Origin of the sequence: Micromonospora sp. B9E7, from assembly GCF_039871815.1 — a bacterium.
Lineage (GTDB): Bacteria > Actinomycetota > Actinomycetes > Mycobacteriales > Micromonosporaceae > Micromonospora.
This window is the reverse complement of the sequence record NZ_JBDPLX010000005.1, coordinates 231,796-246,943: the sequence shown is the minus strand read 5'-3', so window position 1 is coordinate 246,943 and position 15,148 is coordinate 231,796. Positions and strand designations below refer to the sequence as shown.

Here is a 15,148-nt window from a genome sequence, read left to right as displayed (position 1 = left end):
TGACCCCACGTCGGGGACGACCAACCTTCGGGCATCACCCGGCTGGAGGCGCACGGCGGACCCGCGCGCCGGGGACGCCGGCCTTCAGATCAACCGAAGCTGACGGTCCTTGGGGCGACGGGGCTCGGCCTCGCCGAACCGCTCGAACAGGCCGGGGTCGATGACACCGAGGAACGGCGACGGAGCGCAGTCACGCTCGACACCGTGACGGGTACGGCGGGCGGCGTGGCTGACGTACAGCCGGTCCTGGGCACGGGTCAGGCCGACGAAGAACAGCCGGCGCTCCTCGGCGACGGCGTCCTCGTCAGGGGTCGAGCCCGGCCAGCGCAGCGGCAGCAGCCCGTCCTCCACACCGATCAGGAAGACCACCGGGAACTCCAGGCCCTTCGCGGCGTGCAGGGTGAGCAGCGTGACCGCCTCCGCGCGCGGGTCGAGCGCGTCCACCTCCGCGCCGGTGGCCAACTGCGACAGGAACGCCTCCAGGTCGTCACCGCAGCGCCGGGCCAACGGAGTCAGCAGGTCCACGGCCGAGCGGACGTCCTCGGGACGGACCGTGCCGCCGGTGCCGTCCAGGGTGGGAACGGCGAACCGCTCCGCCACGACCTGACCAGCGAGCCGCACCCGGGCGGCCAGCGGGCCGGCCAGCCCGTCGGCGTGCCGCAGTTCGCGCGCGATGGCCGCCACTCCGGGCCGGTCCCGCAGCCGGTCGTGGGAACGCTTCTGCACCGGGATGTTGGCCCGGGTCAGGGCGTCCACGATCGGTGCCGCCTGCGCGTCGGTGCGGTACAGCACGGCGATGTCGGAGAACGACAACGTCGTGGACCGGCCGTCGATCCGGCCCGAGTCCAGCGAGCGGTGGGACAGCCCGCCGACCAGTTCGTCGACGGTACGGACCACGAAGTCGGTCTCCTCGGCGACGGAGGCCGCCGGGTAACGGCCGACCAGCGGGGCCTCCGGGTCGAGCCGGGCCGGATCCAGTCGCCGGCCCCGGACCAGCGAGGACGGCGCGATGGCCTGCACGGCGGCGGCCAGGATCGGCGCGGACGACCGGTAGTTGCGGTTGAGTCGGACCAACCGGGCGTCCGTGAAGTCCTCGGAGAAGCGCAGGAAGTAGCCGACGTCGGCACCCCGGAACGAGTAGATCGCCTGGTCCGGGTCGCCGATCGCACACAGGTTGCCGTCCGCCGGGCTGAGCAGCCGCAGCAGCTCGTACTGCGTCGCGTCGACGTCCTGGTACTCGTCGACGAAGATCCACCGCCAGCGGTCCCGGTAGCGCTCGACCAGCTTCCGATCGGCCCGCAGCAACTCCACCGGCAGGGTCACCAGCTCGTCCAGGTCGACCAGGTCCTGCTTGCGCAGCAGCGCCGTGTAGCTGGCGCTGTCGTCGCCGGCCTCCGCCCGCGCCGCCGACCGCTCGGCGTCGTCGGCGATCCGGAAGCCGGTCGGCAGGCCCACGGCTTCGGCGTTCTCCCGAAGAATGGTCAACCCCAGCGCGTGGAACGTGCCGACGGTGACGTCCTCGGCGACCGGACCGAGCAGACCGTCGAGGCGGTGCCGCAGCTCCTCGGCGGCCCGACGGGTGAACGTGATCGCCAGACAGTGCTCGGGAAACACGTTCAGCTCCGCGCAGAGGTACGCGATCCGGTGCGTGAGCGTCCGGGTCTTGCCGGTGCCCGGACCAGCGACGATGAGCAGCGGACCGCCGGGTGCGGAGGCGGCCACCCGCTGCATCGCGTCCAGCCGGTCCAGCAGACCGGTGCCGACCTCCTCCATCCCGGAGAGCATCGGCTCGAAGGGTTCGTGGGGAGACGGCGGCGACGCGATCGGCGGGGCTGGCGCCGGGACCGGCTTACGCTTCGGCTCCGCCTTCGCCGCCGGGCGCTTGGTCGCGGCCCGGGCAGCCGGCTCCGCGGGTCGCCGCTGCGCCGGCACGGGTACGTCGAACAGCGTCTCCTGTGCCGTGCCCGCGTGGGTGCCCAGTTCCGCCGGGTCGAAGAGCGTGATCACCCCGTACTCGCCGTCGTAGCCCGGCACCCGACGTACCTCGCCGCGCCGTAACCGCCCGATGCCCTCCGCGAGGAGTTCCCCGCCCGTCTGCGCGATGTCGGTGAGCGGTGTGGTGGTCAGGATCTCCAGCTCGGGGCCGAGCGCTGCCACCAACTCGTTGAGTCGCCCCTCGACCTTCTTCGACCGGGCGCCCACCTTGTTGATCTCACCGAGGATCTCGGCGAGCGGCACCAGGTGGGTGACGTCCCGGGCGTCCGCCGGCCGGTGCCCCTCCGGGCGGTCGGCCAACTCCTCGATCCGGCTGAGAACGCCCACGGTGAGCGGCTTGCCGCACTCGGGGCAGCGCCCGCCTGCCGCGCGGGTCCGCTCCGGCGACCAGTTGACGCCGCACAGCCGGTGTCCGTCCGCGTGGTACTTGCCCTCCTCTGGGAAGAACTCGATCGTGCCGGCCAGGCCGTCACCGGTCCGCAGCGCCTCCCGGACGGCGAAGTAGTTCCGCTCGGCCGTCAGCACGGTCGCCTCCCGGCCGAGGGCCGGCGGGGAGTGCGCGTCCGAGTTGGACACCAGTTGGTAGCCGTCCAGGCTGCCGACCCGCCAGTTCATCGCCGGGTCGGAGGAGAGACCGGTCTCCACGGCGAAGATGTGCTCGGCCAGGTCGGCGTAGCAGTCCGCGATCGCGTCGAAGCCCGACTTCGAGCCCAGCGCGGAGAACCACGGCGTCCAGATGTGGGCGGGCACCAGGTAGCCGTCCGGGCTGGCCTCCAGGGTGATCTCCAGCAGGTCGCGGGAGTCCAGGCCGAGGATCGGCCGGCCGTCCGAGCCGAGGTTGCCGATCCGGCCGAGCGCGGTGTTGAACCGCGCGACCGCGTCCAGGTCGGGCAGGTAGATCAGGTGGTGCACCTTGCGGGTCCGGTCGTCCCGCTTGTAGATGGTGGAGATCTCCACGCTCAGCATGAACCGGACCGGGTCCGCCTCCGCAGCGCTCGCCAGTCGGGGAGGCAGCCGGCGGGCGACGTCCCGTTCCGCGTCGGCATCGAGCCGGTACAGCCCCGGCTCGGCGGGCCGCAGAGTCTCCCGCAGGTGGTCGTACCAGGCGGGGTGGGTGAAGTCGCCGGTGCCGAGCAGACCGATGCCCTTACGCCGGGCCCACCACGCGAGGTTCGGCGTGGTGAGGTCGCGGCTGCACGCGCGCGAGTATTTCGAATGGATGTGCAGGTCCGCGACGAATGGCCGTAGGCCACCGGGGGGTACGGCGCTGAACGGAGGCACGCCGCATCCTGTCACGCCCGCCGCGCCGGCCGCCCGCCGCCACGCGCGGACGTGACGTCCGCTATGCCGAGCGCAACTCGACCAGACTGATCTGTGGCTCGGCCCCGACCCGGACCGGCGGCCCCCAGAAGCCAGCGCCGTTCGTCACGTAGACCTTGGTGCCGTCGACCTCACCGAGGCCGCTGACCACCGGCTGCTCCAGCCGGACGGCCAGGTTGAACGGCACCATCTGCCCACCGTGGGTGTGCCCGGACAGTTGCAGGTCGACGCCGTACCGGGCCGCCTCCACCGCTGCCAACGGCTGGTGGGCGAGCAGCACCACCGGGCGGCTCGGGTCGCGGTCACCGAGGGCGGCGGCGAAGTCCGGCCCGGCCGCCAGGCCGCTGTCCCCGGTCGCGTCCAGGTCGTTCACGCCGGCCACGTCGAGCACGCCACCCCGGGCCCGGATCTCCTGGCGCCGGTTCTGTAGGACCCGAAGGCCGAGCCGGTCGACCTCCTGGACCCACTCCTCCACCCCGGAGTAGTACTCGTGGTTGCCGGTGACGAAGAAGTTGCCGTACCGGGAGCGCAGGTCGCGCAGCGGCGCGGCGGCCGAGCCGAGTTCGGCGACCGAGCCGTCGACCAGGTCTCCGACGACCGCGACCAGGTCCGCGTCGAGCCGGTTGATCGCGGCTACGATCCGCTCGGTGTGTGCCCGGCCGCGCAGGGGGCCGAGGTGGATGTCGGAGACGGTGGCGATGCGCAGGCCGTCCATGCTGCGGGGGAGTTTGGCGAGCGGGATCTGCACCCGGTCGAGGCGTGGTGGACCGAGGGCGGTGCGGACGCCGTACCCCACCATGGCGGTGGCGGTGAGGCCGGCGAAGATGGCCGCCCCACGGGCCAGCAGCAGCCGGCGGGCCGGGTCGTGATCCGGTGCCGCGACGGCACCGGCGGCGGGCGGGTCGGTCGGCCCGGCCGCTCCGACCAGCACCGGCTCGGGTGCCGCGGCGGCCGGCTCCGCGGCGATCACCCGCCGGCGCAGCACCAGCCGGGTGACCAGCATCGGCACCTCGAGCACGACCAGCACGACGAGCAGGTAGAACATCAGCGCGAGCCACAGGTAGCCCGGCCAGGCGAGCCAGTAGAGCCCGGCCTGCGTCCCGGCGAGGGTGACCGGCACGAGCAGCGCCAGCACCAGGGCGGCGATCCCGCCGATCCGTCGCCAACGGCCCGGGGTGGTGGTGTCCCTGACCAGCCGCTTCCACAGGTAGAGGTGGATCAAACCGGTGATAAGGGCCAGGACGGTCACGAACCCCAGAACCGCCAACATGCGTGCGCCTCCCTCACCCGCCCGCGAACGGGGGCAGGACGTCGATCGTGGCCCCGGCTGGCAGGGGTGCCTGACGATCATGACAGGTGACGCCGTCCACCAGAAAACTCGCCACTTTCAGCACGGCGGCGAGCCGGTCGCCGTGTCGCTGGGTCAACTCGGCGCTGAGGTCGTCGAGCGACCGGCCGGCGGGCACGACCTCCTCGGTCCGCCCGGCGGCGGCGCGGGCTCCCGCGAAGTAGCGGACGGTCAGCGGCATCAGGTCCATGCCTCAACCCCCGATCGCGGACATCGGCCGGGTCGGCTGTAGGAAGGTGGGATCGTCGATGCCGTGCCCGGCACGCTTGCCCCACATCGCGGTGCGCCAGCGCCGGGCCAACTCGTCGTCGTCCGCGCCGCCGCGCAGCGCGGCACGCAGGTCGGACTCCTCGGTCGCGAAGAGGCAGGCGCGGACCTGGCCGTCCGCGGTCAGCCGGGTGCGGTCGCAGTCCCCGCAGAAGGGGCGGGTGACGCTGGCGATCACACCGACCCGGGCGGGGCCGCCGTCGACCAACCAGGTCTCCGCCGGTGCCGCGCCGCGCTCGGCCGGGTCGGGACTGAGATCGAAGGCGGTACGCAGGGAGGCCAGGATCTCTTCCGCCGTCACCATCGTGCTGCGGTCCCAGCCGTGCTGGGCATCCAACGGCATCTGCTCGATGATCCGCAGCTGGTAGTCGTGGTCGAGAGCGAAGCGCAGCAGGGCCGGTGCCTCGTCCTCGTTGACCCCACGCATCAGCACGGAGTTGATTTTCACGGGGCTGAGCCCGGCCGCCGCCGCCCCGGCGAGCCCGGCCAACACCGCGTCGAGGCGGGGTCGGCGGGTGAGCCTGTCGAAACGGCCCGGGTCCAGGGTGTCCAGTGAGACGTTCACCCGGTTGAGGCCGGCCGCGCTCAGCGCCGGGGCCAGCCGGTCCAGACCGATGCCGTTGGTGGTCAGCGAGACCCGGGGGCGGGGCTGCAACGCGGCGACCGCGGTCACGATCTTGACCAGCCCGGGTCGGATCAGCGGCTCACCACCGGTGAACCGCACCTCGGTCACGCCGAGGCGCTCGACGGCCACCCGGACCAGCCGGACGATCTCCTCGTCGGTCAGCAACTCGGGGCCGGCCAGCCAGGGCAGACCTTCGGCCGGCATGCAGTAGGTGCAGCGCAGGTTGCACTTGTCGGTGAGGGACACGCGCAGGTCCCGGGCGACGCGGCCGTACCGGTCGACGAGGACCCCGTCGGTCCCCGGGGCGGCGCTCACCCGTCGACCGTAGCGCGCTCGGGCCGGCTCAGGGCGGCACGGGCGGTCTCGACCACCACATCTCGGTAACTGCCGCCGAACAACGCGGTGTGCACGAGCAGCAGATGCAGCTGGTGCAGAGGCATCCGGTCGCGCCAGCCGTCCGGCAACGGCCAGCTCTCCTGGTAGGCGGCCAGCACCCGATCCAGGTGGGGGATGCCGCCGAAGAGTGCGAGCTGGGCGAGATCTGTCTCCCGGTGCCCGCCGTGCGCCGCCGGGTCGACGAGCCAGGCCCGGTCGTCGGCTCCCCACAGCACGTTGCCCGGCCACAGGTCGCCGTGGACGCGCGCGGGCGGCTCGTCACCGCCGAGCCGGCCGGCCCGATCGACCACCTGCTCGACCAGCGTGGCGTCGGCGCCGGTCAGCGCGCCATCGTCGACCGAGCGTCGCAGGTAGGGGAGGAGTCGTCGCTCGGCGAACCACGTCGACCAGGGCCCGTCGGTGGGGGTGTTGTCCTGTGGAAGCGATCCGATGAAGCCGGGCCAGGGCGCACCGAAGCTGGCCGACCCCGCCCGATGCAGGTCGGCCAACTCCCGGCCGAAGCGCTCCGCGGCCTCCGGCGTCGGCTCGCCGGGCTCCACCCAGTCGAGCGCCAGCAGGTCCGGCAATGCCACGATCACCTCGGGTACGGCGACCGCGCCCGCCTCCCGCAGCCACCGCAACCCGGCGGCCTCGGCGGCGAAGAAGCCCTCCGGTGCCGTCCGGTCGGCCTTCTCGGGCCAGGACTTGGCGAAGACGGAGTGGCCGTCGTCCAGGGTGAGTCGGGCGGCGGCGCAGATGTTTCCACCGGCGACCGGCGTCTCCCGGATGCGCTGGTGGGTCCGGAAGGTCGGCAGGTGTGCCGGGTGCGCGCGTAGGTACGCGAGGTCCATCAGCGCACGGTAACCGCTCCCCACGACACCTTGGCCGCGCCCGCGCGACATCGACTCTCCTGCGGCCTCCGTAGATGCGGTCCGAGCAGGGAAAACACGGTGAGTAACTGTGGATAAGCCGCGTGTCGTCCACAGGGGCGGCGACGGCGGACCGGACCGCCGCACGCTACCGGCATGACCTCGACCGAACGCCCTCAACTCACCGTCCGCTCGCCCGCCGACCTGATCGCCGCAGTGCCATACCTGCTCGGGTTCCATCCCACCGACAGCGTGGTCGCCGTGGCGTTGCTCGGTCGGCAGATCATCTTCGCCGCCCGCGCGGATCTGCCCGACCCGTCGACTGACGTGGTCGAGCGGGCGCGGCATCTGGCCGGCGTGATCCGCAGGCAGGGCGCGGAGTCCGCCACCGTGGTCGGTTACGGGCCACCCGACCGGGTCACCCCGGCGGTGGACGCGGTGCGCGCCGCGCTGGCTGCCGGTGGGTTGGAGGTGCTCGACGCGTTGCGGGTGACCGAGGGCCGGTGGTGGTCCTACCTCTGCGCGGAGCCCGACTGCTGCCCGCCCGAGGGCCGGCGCTACGACCCGAGCGCCAACTCGGTGACCGCCTCGGCGGTCTTCGCGGGCCAGGTCGCACTGCCCGATCGGGCCGCGCTCGTGGCGCAGGTGGCACCGGTCGACGGCTCGGCACGGGACGCGGCACGCGCGGCCACCGCCCGCGCCGAGTTACGACTGACCGAGCTGATCGATCAGGCGCCCGAGAGTGACCTGCTTGGCGGGCGGGCTCTGCGCTCCGCCGGGGTGGCGGCGGTTCGCGAGGCCCAGCGCCGGCAGCGGCGCGATGGGCGGCTCGACGACGACGAGGTGGCCTGGTTGAGCCTGCTGATGACCCACCTTCCGGTCCGCGACCACGCCTGGGAACGCACCGACGGTCGGGACCGGGACATCGCCCTCTGGACAGACGTGCTGCGCCGGGCCGAGCCGGAGCTGGTTGCCGCGCCGGGGGCGCTGCTGGCCTTCGCGGCCTGGCGCGCGGGGCAGGGGGCGCTGGCGGCGGTCGCACTCGAACGCACGCTGGGCCTGCACCCGGACTACTCACTCGCCGTGTTGTTGGACGACCTCCTCCGGCGCGGCGTGCCCCCGTCGGAGCTGGACGGCTGGCCGTCGGTCGGCATGCCGGGAGTGATCCGCCCCCGGAGGAGGAGCCGACGTGGTCGCCGCTGAGGAGCCGGTTCCCGGTCACCGCCCGGCCCCCGGAGATCTCCCGGCACTCGTATCGCAATTTTGCTATAGTCGCCTCTGGTCGGTCCTTTTTCACCCAGAGGCCGCGACCGAGTTACGAGCCATACCCGCGATCGAACAAACGGCCATCGGACACGCCGTCGAGAAGCTGGAGAGCCTTGGCCCCAACCTTGGCTACCCGCACTCCAGCAAGATCCGAACTGCCGACAACCTTCGTGAACTGCGCCCACGCGGAGGGCGCAGCCGGTGGCGCGTCTTCTATGCACAGGTTGGCGAGGCTTTCGTGGTCGGTGCCATCGGCCCAGAAGCCGGCGTCAGTCAGCGGAACTTCGCCCGGGCCGTCGCAGCCGCAGAGCGAAGGATCAAGGACGTGGAGGTGGAGTGATGAAGCGTTCCGAACTCAAGACCTCGCAGCAGGTCATCGACGATGCCAGCCGGCAGGATCCGGCGTTCCGCGCAGAATGGGATCGGACAGCCTTCGCGCGAGAGGTCGCACTTCGTATCGTGCGCTACCGCGCCGACAACGAATTGACCCAGACTGCGCTCGCCCGCAGGGTGGGGATGACCCAGTCGGTCATCGCACGCCTGGAGTCCGGCGACCAGCCGCCGTCGATCGCCACGCTCGCCAAGCTCTCCAAGGGCACCGGCATGGCGTTCGACGTCAAGATCTCCCACGGTGCCGTCGAAATCGTGGCCGCATAGTCGGCGGTTCCTCGATAGATCGACGATCGACTCGGCTTCCTGGAAGTCGGGGTGTCCCCGCTGCCGGGACACCCCGGTATCAGCAAACCCGAGTCGATCACGGTTCAGGGCAGTCCCTAGCCGACGGTGCCGATCTTCTATGCCAGCCCGACGAAGCCCGCCCCGGCGCTGATCCCTCGTCCCCCGAGGTCGATCGCCCGGAGCGGGCTCCCCCGACGATGCCCTCCGTCGAAGGATGTACGCGTTGCTCCTGTCCACGGCCGACGCGGCGGGGCCCACGCCCCCGGAGAATGATCTCGTGACCCCCGAATTGCTGCTGTCGCTGGCCGGCCTGGCGTTGATCGACAGCACCAGCATCGGCACCCTGTTCATCCCGGTCTGGCTGCTGCTCGCCCCCGGCCCGGTCAACGCCCGACGAATCCTGGGCTACCTCGCCACGATCGCCGCCTTCTACCTGGCGGTGGGGCTGCTGCTGGTCTTCGGCGGCAGCACGCTGGCGGACGCGCTGGGCGGTGCGCTGGACAACCGGGCCGTGCTCTGGGCGCAACTCGTCCTGGGCGTCGGCATGCTGGCGCTCAGCTTCCGCTACGACGGCAAACGGCGTCCGCGTACCGGTGGCGTGCTGCGGTGGCGGGACCGGGCCACCGCCGGCGACTCGTCGGCCCGGTGGCTGGTCGGGCTCGCGCTGCTCGCCGCGCTCGCCGAGGTGGCGACCATGCTGCCGTACCTCGGCGCGGTGGGTCTGTTGGCCACCTCCGGGGTCGGTTCGACGACCGTGGTGGCGCTACTCGCCGGATACTGCCTGGTCATGGTGTTGCCGGCGATGTTCCTGCTGGGTGCCAGGGTGGCCCGCCCGGCAGCGGTCGAGCCGGTTCTCGCCCGACTCAACAACTGGATCGTCAACAAGGCGGGCAGCGCGTTGGGCTGGATCCTCGGCATCGCCGGTTTCCTGATCGCCCGCGACGCCGCCGTCCGGCTCGGCCTGTTCAGCCTGCTCGATCGCTGAGCGTCAGGCCGGCTGCTCCACCGTGATCCGGTGCGGCCCGGCGTAGACGTTCATCGTCCGGCCGCGCAGGAAACCGACCAGGGTCATCCCTGCCTCGTCGGCCAGTTCGACGGCGAGGGTGCTCGGGGCGGACACCGCGGCCAGCAGCGGCAGCCCCGCCATCCAGGCCTTCTGGGTCAGCTCGAAGCTGGCCCGCCCGGAGACCAGCAGCAGGTGCCCGGCCAGGGGCAGCAGTCGTTCTCGGACCGCCCAGCCGATCACCTTGTCCACGGCGTTGTGTCGGCCCACGTCCTCCCGGAGCACCACCAGCTCGCCGTCGGGGGTGAACAGCCCCGCCGCGTGGAGTCCACCGGTCCGGTCGAAGCCGCGCTGGGCGGCGCGTAGCCGGTCGGGCAGGTCGGCGAGGAGCGTGGCCGGCACAGTGAGCGGATCCGCCGAGACCGGAAACAGCGAACGGGTGCGTACCGCGTCGATGCTCGCCTTGCCACAGACCCCGCAGGAACTGGTCGTGTAGAAGTTCCGGGACGGGTCGGTGGTCGGTTCCGGCACTCCGGGCGCGAGCACCACGTCCACCACGTTGTACGTGTTGGGCGTCTCCGCGCCCGCGCAGAGCTGCGCGGTCGACACGTCGTCGGTCGACCGGATCAGCCCCTCCGTCAGCAGGAACCCGATGGCCAGGTCCAGGTCGTCGCCGGGGGTGCGCATGGTGACGGCGAGCGGCCGTCGGCGGCCGGGGCCAGCCGCGCCGACGCGGATCTCCAGTGGTTCCTCCACGGCGAGCGTGTCCGGACGACGGACGGACCCACGCCCGGCGGTCATCGCTTCCAGGTCGATTCGGAGTACGCCCCGTCGATCAGTTGCCCGTCCCATCCCGCCATCCTCCACCTCGCGCCGGCAGACGCGCACGGCCACCGGGCACCGAACACCCGGCTACCGTGGCCGGATGGGGACGTACGCCGCTGTGGTGCTCGCCGGTGGGGCGGCGCGCCGGATGGGCGGCGTGGACAAGCCGGCGCTCCCGGTCGGGGGCCTGCCGATGCGTGACCGGGTGCTGGCTGCCGTGGCCGATGCCACGCCCCGGGTGCTGGTCGGTCCGGTCGATGGCGTCCCGCAGGGGGTGCGTGCCGCTCGGGAGGACCCACCCGGTGGTGGCCCGGTCGCCGCGGCGGCCGCCGGGCTGGCGCTGCTCGACCCGGACACGACCGTTGTCGCGTTGCTCGCCGCCGACCTGCCACTGCTGACCCGCGCCGCGATCGGCAAGTTGCTGGACCACCTCACCGGCGGCGGGCCGCAACCTGATGGGGCCTGCTTCGTCGACCGCGACGGGCGGCGGCAGTCACTCTGCGGTGTGTGGCGGGTCGCCGCGTTGCGGGCCGGGCTGGACCGGCTGACGGTCGAGCGGGGTGGCGGCCTGTCCGGAGCCCCGGTCCGGGCGCTGCTGGCCGGGCTCGCGGTGCGGGAGGTGCCCTGGTCCGGCGACGGCCCGCCGCCCTGGTTCGACTGCGACACTGACGAGGACGTACGCCGGGCGGAGGAGTGGACACGATGACGGTGATGGACGACTGGGTCACGGCGGCGTGCGCCGAGTTGGAGCTGGACCCGGCCGGGGTGCCCGTGCCGGCGGTGCTGGATCTGGCCCGCGACGTCGCCCACCAGGTGCTGCGGCCGGGCGCGCCGGTCAGCGCGTACCTGCTCGGGGTGGCTGTCGGGCGTGGCGCCGACCCGGCGGACGCCGCGGCCCGGCTCCGCGCGCTGGCCGGCACCTGGCCGGTCGAGCTGGGTGCCGACCCTGCGGACCCGACGGCCCCCTGACCGCCGTTGTCCGATCCCGGTCCGGCCTGATTCGACGCACGGGTGGCGTGGGTAGGGTGATCGTGACGGACGGAGGCGATCATGACGGCTGACCACCCCTCGGCGCCGCACGGTGAGCTGCCCGGCGCTACGGCTGAGCCGGTGGAGTCGATCCTGCTCGACGAGCCCAGCACCACCGACCTGCGGGCGAAGGTGACCGAGGCGTGGCAGGAGTTCGCCCGCGCGCTCGCCGTACGACTGCGGGACCTTCCTGTGGGCGCGCATCTCGACGTGACCCTGGACCCGACGGCCTCCGGCACCGGAGACGCCGTCTACTCGATCAGCGTCGACGTGGACGCCGACGGCGTGCTGTCCGCACGCGCGGTGGGAAACGCCGCCCTGCCGGCGGGCTACCGACTGGACCGGGGCGCGGTCGCGGACATGGTCGCGCTCGGTTGGTCCCCGCCCGGGGTGGTCGCCGGCTCCGGCGGCTCGTTCGGGCTGAACACCACGACGGGCGAGTCGACCCGGGTCGCCACGCTGCTCTCCCGCACGCTGCGTGACGTCTACGGTGCTCCGCACCCAGCCTTCCTCGTCTACCTGGTGCACGACGCCGAGGGCGAACCGTTGGCGGTGGACCCGCTGGGCACCGCGCGCAGCGAGTTCGGCCCGGATGCCGACGTCGAGGCCGATCTGGAGGAGGCGCTGGCCGAGGCCGCCGCCGCGCAGGTCGACCGGGACGACGTGCTCGACCTGGCGGATCGGGTTCGGACCGTGGTCTCCACGATGTTGAAGTCGGACACCGACCGGTTGCAGATCGACTCGGACGGCGACATCAACATCCGGGCAGGTTCGGCGATGGTCTTCGTGCGGGTGCGGGACAACCCACCCCTGGTGGACGTCTTCTCCCCGATCCTCACCGAGGTGGAGCCGACCGAGCGGCTCTACGTGAAACTCTCCGAGCTGACCAATCGGATGCCGATCGGTCGCCTCTACTGCGCCGACGACACGGTCTGGGCGTCCATCCCGGTCTTCGGCCGCAATTTCCAGGCCACCCACCTGATGCTGGCCGTGCAGGTGATGACCGGCCTGGCCGACGAACTGGACGACCGTCTGCACGGCGAGTTCGGCGGCAAGCGGTTCTTCGGCGAGGGTGACAAGCCGGTTCGACGCGACGACTCGGAGCACCGCACCGGGATGTACCTCTAGAGCCTGTCCAGCAGCGTCTTGCCGACCGTCGCGCGCGATTCGATGGCGGCGTGCGCGTCGGCGGCGCGCTCCAACGGGAACCGCTGGCCGATCAGCGGTCGCAGGTTGCCGGCCGCCGCGGCGGCCAGGGCCTGCCGGGTGTACGCCCGCAGCCGCGCGGGTGGCACGTCCGGCCGGACCAGGGTGACCTGCCGTGCCGTGGCGGCCTCCGCCGACACCGGCGACCACTCGCCACTCGCCAAGCCGAAGCTGATCATCCGACCGCCCGCTTCCAGCAGGTCGAATGCCGCCTGGGCCGTCGCCCCGCCGACCCCGTCGAACACCACGTCGACTCCACCCATCGCAGCTCGGACGCGGTCGGGCCAGTCGGGTAGGCGGTAGTCGACTGCCAGCTCGGCGCCGAGGCCGGGCAGCAGCGCCACCTTGTGGTGCCCGCCGGCCGCTCCGATCACCCGGGCGCCCGACCGGGAGGCGAGCTGCACCAGCAGGCTGCCCACGCCGCCGGCGGCGGCCTCCACCAGCACCCGGTCACCCGACCGGACACCCACCGCCTCGATGAGCATGGTGGCGGTACGCCCGTCGGCCAGCAGCGCCACCGCCTCGTCCAGAGCCAGTTCGGCGGGCACCTCGATCGGGGCGGATGCGTCCACCACCACGCGTTCGGCGTACCCGCCGGAGCCGCCGGTGGCGCTGACCACCCGACGTCCGGTCAACGTCGGGTCGACACCCGACCCGACGGCGGTGATGACCCCGCCGACTCCGTTACCGGGGATCAGCGGTGGGGTGACCCGGAACGGCCCGGGGCGACCGGAGCGCTGCTGCGTCTCGACGAAGGTGATGTTCGCGTGCGCGACGTCGATCAGCACCTGTCCGGGGCTGGGCGTCGGTTCGGGTGCGGTGCCCGGCACCAGCACCTCGGGTCCACCGAACTCACGTAACCAGATCGCCCGCATGCGTTCCCCCTCGACCACCGGCGGGCGTCGTGCCACGCCACGCCCATCGCAGCAGTTGAACCGGGCTTGAGGTCAAGCTCAGGTGGACGGGCCCACGCCTGGTGACTCGACCAGCCTGGAGAGCACGATGGTGCTTCGGGTGGACGTCACGAAGGACTCGGCCCGCAGCCGTTCCAGTGCCGCCTCCAGGTGGGCGATGTCGGCGGCACGCAGGTGTACGAGCGCGTCCGCCTCGCCGGAGACCGTGTAGGCGCCGACCACCTCCGGGTGCCGGCGAGCGGCCACGCCGATCTGCGCGGGGGTCGTCCGGCCGGCGCAGAACAGCTCGACGAAGGCCTCCGTGGTCCATCCGACTGCGGCGGGATCCACCACGGCCGTGAATCCCCTGATCACGCCGGTGGCCCGCAGCCGGTCGACGCGACGCTTGACCGCTGGAGCGGAGAGTGAGACCCGCGTGCCGATGTCGGCGTACGACGCACGGGCGTCCGCGACGAGTAACGCAATGATCCGCTGGTCGACCGCGTCTATCTGCAACGTTCCGCCTCTGGGAAGCAACGGTTGTGGCTGTTACCAAAGTTCTACGGTACCTACTCTTGGTGACCGTGAACCAGCAGCGATTCCCGCGAAAGCGGACATATCTCATGTGCTCGCCGGAGCATTTCGCGGTCGAGTACGCGATCAACCCGTGGATGGACGTGACCACCCCGGTCGACCGGGACCTGGCCGTCAAGCAGTGGGACCGGCTGCGCGAGACGCTGATCGGCCTCGGCCACGAGGTGCACCTGCTCACCCCCGAGCACGGTCTGCCCGACATGGTCTACGCCGCCAACGGCGCCTTCACGGTGGACGGCAGCGTGTACGGCGCACGGTTCAAGCACGAGCAGCGGGCCGCCGAGGCCGCCGCGCACCACGCCTTCTACGAGTCGCAGGGCTGGCGGTTCGTCGCGCCGAGCGAGACCAACGAGGGCGAGGGCGACTTCGCCTACGTGCCGGAGGCGCACGGCGGGCTCATCCTGGCCGGGCACGGCTTCCGGACCGAGATTCCGGCGCACGCCGAGGCGCAGGAGGCGTTGGGCCGGCCGGTGGTGTCGCTGCGCCTGATCGACCCGCGCTTCTACCACCTCGACGTGGCGCTCGCGGCCATCGACGACTCGAACGTCGTCTACTTCCCGGGCGCGTTCTCCGCGGCCAGCCAGCGGGTGCTCACCCAGCTCTTCCCGGACGCGGTGATCGCCGACGACGAGGACGCGATGGCCTTCGGGCTCAACCTGGTCAGCGACGGTGCCAACGTGGTGCTCAACAGTGAGGCGACCCGCCTCGCCGGCAAGCTCAAGGCCGCCGGCTACACCCCGGTTCCGGTTGAGCTGGCCGAGCTGAAGAAGGGCGGTGGCAGTGTGAAGTGCTGCATCGCCGAACTGCGGCACTGAACCGCGCGTCAGGTCCGTACGCCAGGGGCCGGCCTCCCCG

Annotated in this window: 16 protein-coding genes; 8 read left to right on the top strand and 8 right to left on the bottom strand. The window is 72.2% G+C overall.

The annotated features are described in order from the left end of the window. Positions 1–84: 84 nt before the first annotated feature. The 5 genes from ABGB10_RS10390 to ABGB10_RS10370 form a co-directional block, all read right to left on the bottom strand. On the bottom strand, positions 85–3,276 hold the full coding sequence (locus tag ABGB10_RS10390) for a UvrD-helicase domain-containing protein (RefSeq protein ID WP_347660655.1): 3,192 nt from the start codon (positions 3,274–3,276) through the stop codon (positions 85–87). A 61-nt stretch (positions 3,277–3,337) separates the two neighbouring features. After that, positions 3,338–4,585 carry a metallophosphoesterase gene (locus ABGB10_RS10385; RefSeq protein WP_347660654.1) on the bottom strand — a complete coding sequence of 416 codons (1,248 nt, stop codon included), beginning with the start codon at positions 4,583–4,585 and terminating at the stop codon, positions 3,338–3,340. A gap of 13 nt (positions 4,586–4,598) precedes the next feature. Beyond that, positions 4,599–4,844 (bottom strand): MoaD/ThiS family protein, encoded by a 246-nt coding sequence (locus ABGB10_RS10380; RefSeq protein ID WP_347660801.1) that lies wholly within the window; start codon positions 4,842–4,844, stop codon positions 4,599–4,601. A gap of 12 nt (positions 4,845–4,856) precedes the next feature. Next, positions 4,857–5,870 (bottom strand): GTP 3',8-cyclase MoaA, encoded by a 1,014-nt coding sequence (moaA, locus tag ABGB10_RS10375; RefSeq protein WP_347660653.1) that lies wholly within the window; start codon positions 5,868–5,870, stop codon positions 4,857–4,859. Next, positions 5,867–6,781, bottom strand: coding sequence for a fructosamine kinase family protein (locus ABGB10_RS10370; protein WP_347660652.1), 915 nt, complete (start codon positions 6,779–6,781; stop codon positions 5,867–5,869). The genes moaA and ABGB10_RS10370 overlap by 4 nt, the downstream gene beginning before the upstream one ends. 174 nt (positions 6,782–6,955) lie before the next feature. Here ABGB10_RS10370 and ABGB10_RS10365 point away from each other — a divergent pair, with 174 nt between their 5' ends. From ABGB10_RS10365 to ABGB10_RS10350, 4 genes are all read left to right on the top strand, one after another. Next, positions 6,956–8,002, top strand: coding sequence for a DUF4192 domain-containing protein (locus ABGB10_RS10365; protein WP_347660651.1), 1,047 nt, complete (start codon positions 6,956–6,958; stop codon positions 8,000–8,002). Beyond that, on the top strand, positions 7,989–8,405 hold the full coding sequence (locus ABGB10_RS10360) for a type II toxin-antitoxin system RelE/ParE family toxin (RefSeq protein WP_347660650.1): 417 nt from the start codon (positions 7,989–7,991) through the stop codon (positions 8,403–8,405). Before ABGB10_RS10365 ends, ABGB10_RS10360 begins: the two co-directional genes overlap by 14 nt. Continuing rightward, entirely contained in the window at positions 8,405–8,722 is a 318-nt protein-coding gene (locus tag ABGB10_RS10355) for a helix-turn-helix transcriptional regulator (protein ID WP_347660649.1), read from the top strand. Before ABGB10_RS10360 ends, ABGB10_RS10355 begins: the two co-directional genes overlap by 1 nt. A 298-nt stretch (positions 8,723–9,020) precedes the next feature. Further along, entirely contained in the window at positions 9,021–9,728 is a 708-nt protein-coding gene (locus ABGB10_RS10350; protein ID WP_347660648.1) for a GAP family protein, read from the top strand. Between the two features lie 3 nt (positions 9,729–9,731). On the opposite strand, the gene fdhD is transcribed toward ABGB10_RS10350, so the two are convergent. Further along, a complete protein-coding gene (fdhD, locus tag ABGB10_RS10345) occupies positions 9,732–10,598 on the bottom strand; it encodes a formate dehydrogenase accessory sulfurtransferase FdhD (RefSeq protein WP_347660647.1) in 867 nt (288 codons plus the stop codon). Between the two features lie 73 nt (positions 10,599–10,671). Between fdhD and ABGB10_RS10340 the strand changes: the two genes are divergently transcribed. From ABGB10_RS10340 to ABGB10_RS10330, 3 genes are all read left to right on the top strand, one after another. Next, positions 10,672–11,277: an NTP transferase domain-containing protein gene (locus ABGB10_RS10340; protein WP_347660646.1), complete on the top strand. Its 606-nt coding sequence runs from the start codon at positions 10,672–10,674 to the stop codon at positions 11,275–11,277. Further along, the gene (locus tag ABGB10_RS10335) at positions 11,274–11,540 is read left to right on the top strand and encodes a DUF6457 domain-containing protein (RefSeq protein WP_347660645.1); all 267 of its coding nucleotides are present in this window, start codon (positions 11,274–11,276) and stop codon (positions 11,538–11,540) included. Before ABGB10_RS10340 ends, ABGB10_RS10335 begins: the two co-directional genes overlap by 4 nt. Before the next feature lie 81 nt (positions 11,541–11,621). Further along, on the top strand, positions 11,622–12,728 hold the full coding sequence (locus ABGB10_RS10330) for a hypothetical protein (RefSeq protein ID WP_347660644.1): 1,107 nt from the start codon (positions 11,622–11,624) through the stop codon (positions 12,726–12,728). On the opposite strand, the gene ABGB10_RS10325 is transcribed toward ABGB10_RS10330, so the two are convergent. Then, on the bottom strand, positions 12,725–13,717 hold the full coding sequence (locus ABGB10_RS10325; RefSeq protein WP_347660643.1) for a zinc-binding dehydrogenase: 993 nt from the start codon (positions 13,715–13,717) through the stop codon (positions 12,725–12,727). The genes ABGB10_RS10330 and ABGB10_RS10325 overlap by 4 nt on opposite strands. A 42-nt stretch (positions 13,718–13,759) precedes the next feature. Then, a complete protein-coding gene (locus ABGB10_RS10320; protein ID WP_347660642.1) occupies positions 13,760–14,215 on the bottom strand; it encodes an Lrp/AsnC family transcriptional regulator in 456 nt (151 codons plus the stop codon). Positions 14,216–14,274: 59 nt separating this feature from the next. On the opposite strand from ABGB10_RS10320, the gene ddaH reads away from it, so the two are divergent. Beyond that, a complete protein-coding gene (gene ddaH, locus ABGB10_RS10315; RefSeq protein WP_347660641.1) occupies positions 14,275–15,108 on the top strand; it encodes a dimethylargininase in 834 nt (277 codons plus the stop codon). Positions 15,109–15,148: the final 40 nt, after the last annotated feature.

Bases quoted from the DNA above. Each gene is read 5' to 3' on its own strand.
- ABGB10_RS10385 (WP_347660654.1), bottom strand. From the start codon at position 4,585: ATGTTGGCGGTTCTGGGGTTCGTGACCGTCCTGGCCCTTATCACCGGT.
- ABGB10_RS10380 (WP_347660801.1), bottom strand. From the start codon at position 4,844: ATGCCGCTGACCGTCCGCTACTTCGCGGGAGCCCGCGCCGCCGCCGGG.
- ABGB10_RS10370 (WP_347660652.1), bottom strand. From the start codon at position 6,781: ATGGACCTCGCGTACCTACGCGCGCACCCGGCACACCTGCCGACCTTC.
- ABGB10_RS10365 (WP_347660651.1), top strand. From the start codon at position 6,956: ATGACCTCGACCGAACGCCCTCAACTCACCGTCCGCTCGCCCGCCGAC.
- ABGB10_RS10355 (WP_347660649.1), top strand. From the start codon at position 8,405: ATGAAGCGTTCCGAACTCAAGACCTCGCAGCAGGTCATCGACGATGCC.
- fdhD (WP_347660647.1), bottom strand. From the start codon at position 10,598: ATGGGACGGGCAACTGATCGACGGGGCGTACTCCGAATCGACCTGGAA.
- ABGB10_RS10340 (WP_347660646.1), top strand. From the start codon at position 10,672: ATGGGGACGTACGCCGCTGTGGTGCTCGCCGGTGGGGCGGCGCGCCGG.
- ABGB10_RS10335 (WP_347660645.1), top strand. From the start codon at position 11,274: ATGACGGTGATGGACGACTGGGTCACGGCGGCGTGCGCCGAGTTGGAG.
- ABGB10_RS10330 (WP_347660644.1), top strand. From the start codon at position 11,622: ATGACGGCTGACCACCCCTCGGCGCCGCACGGTGAGCTGCCCGGCGCT.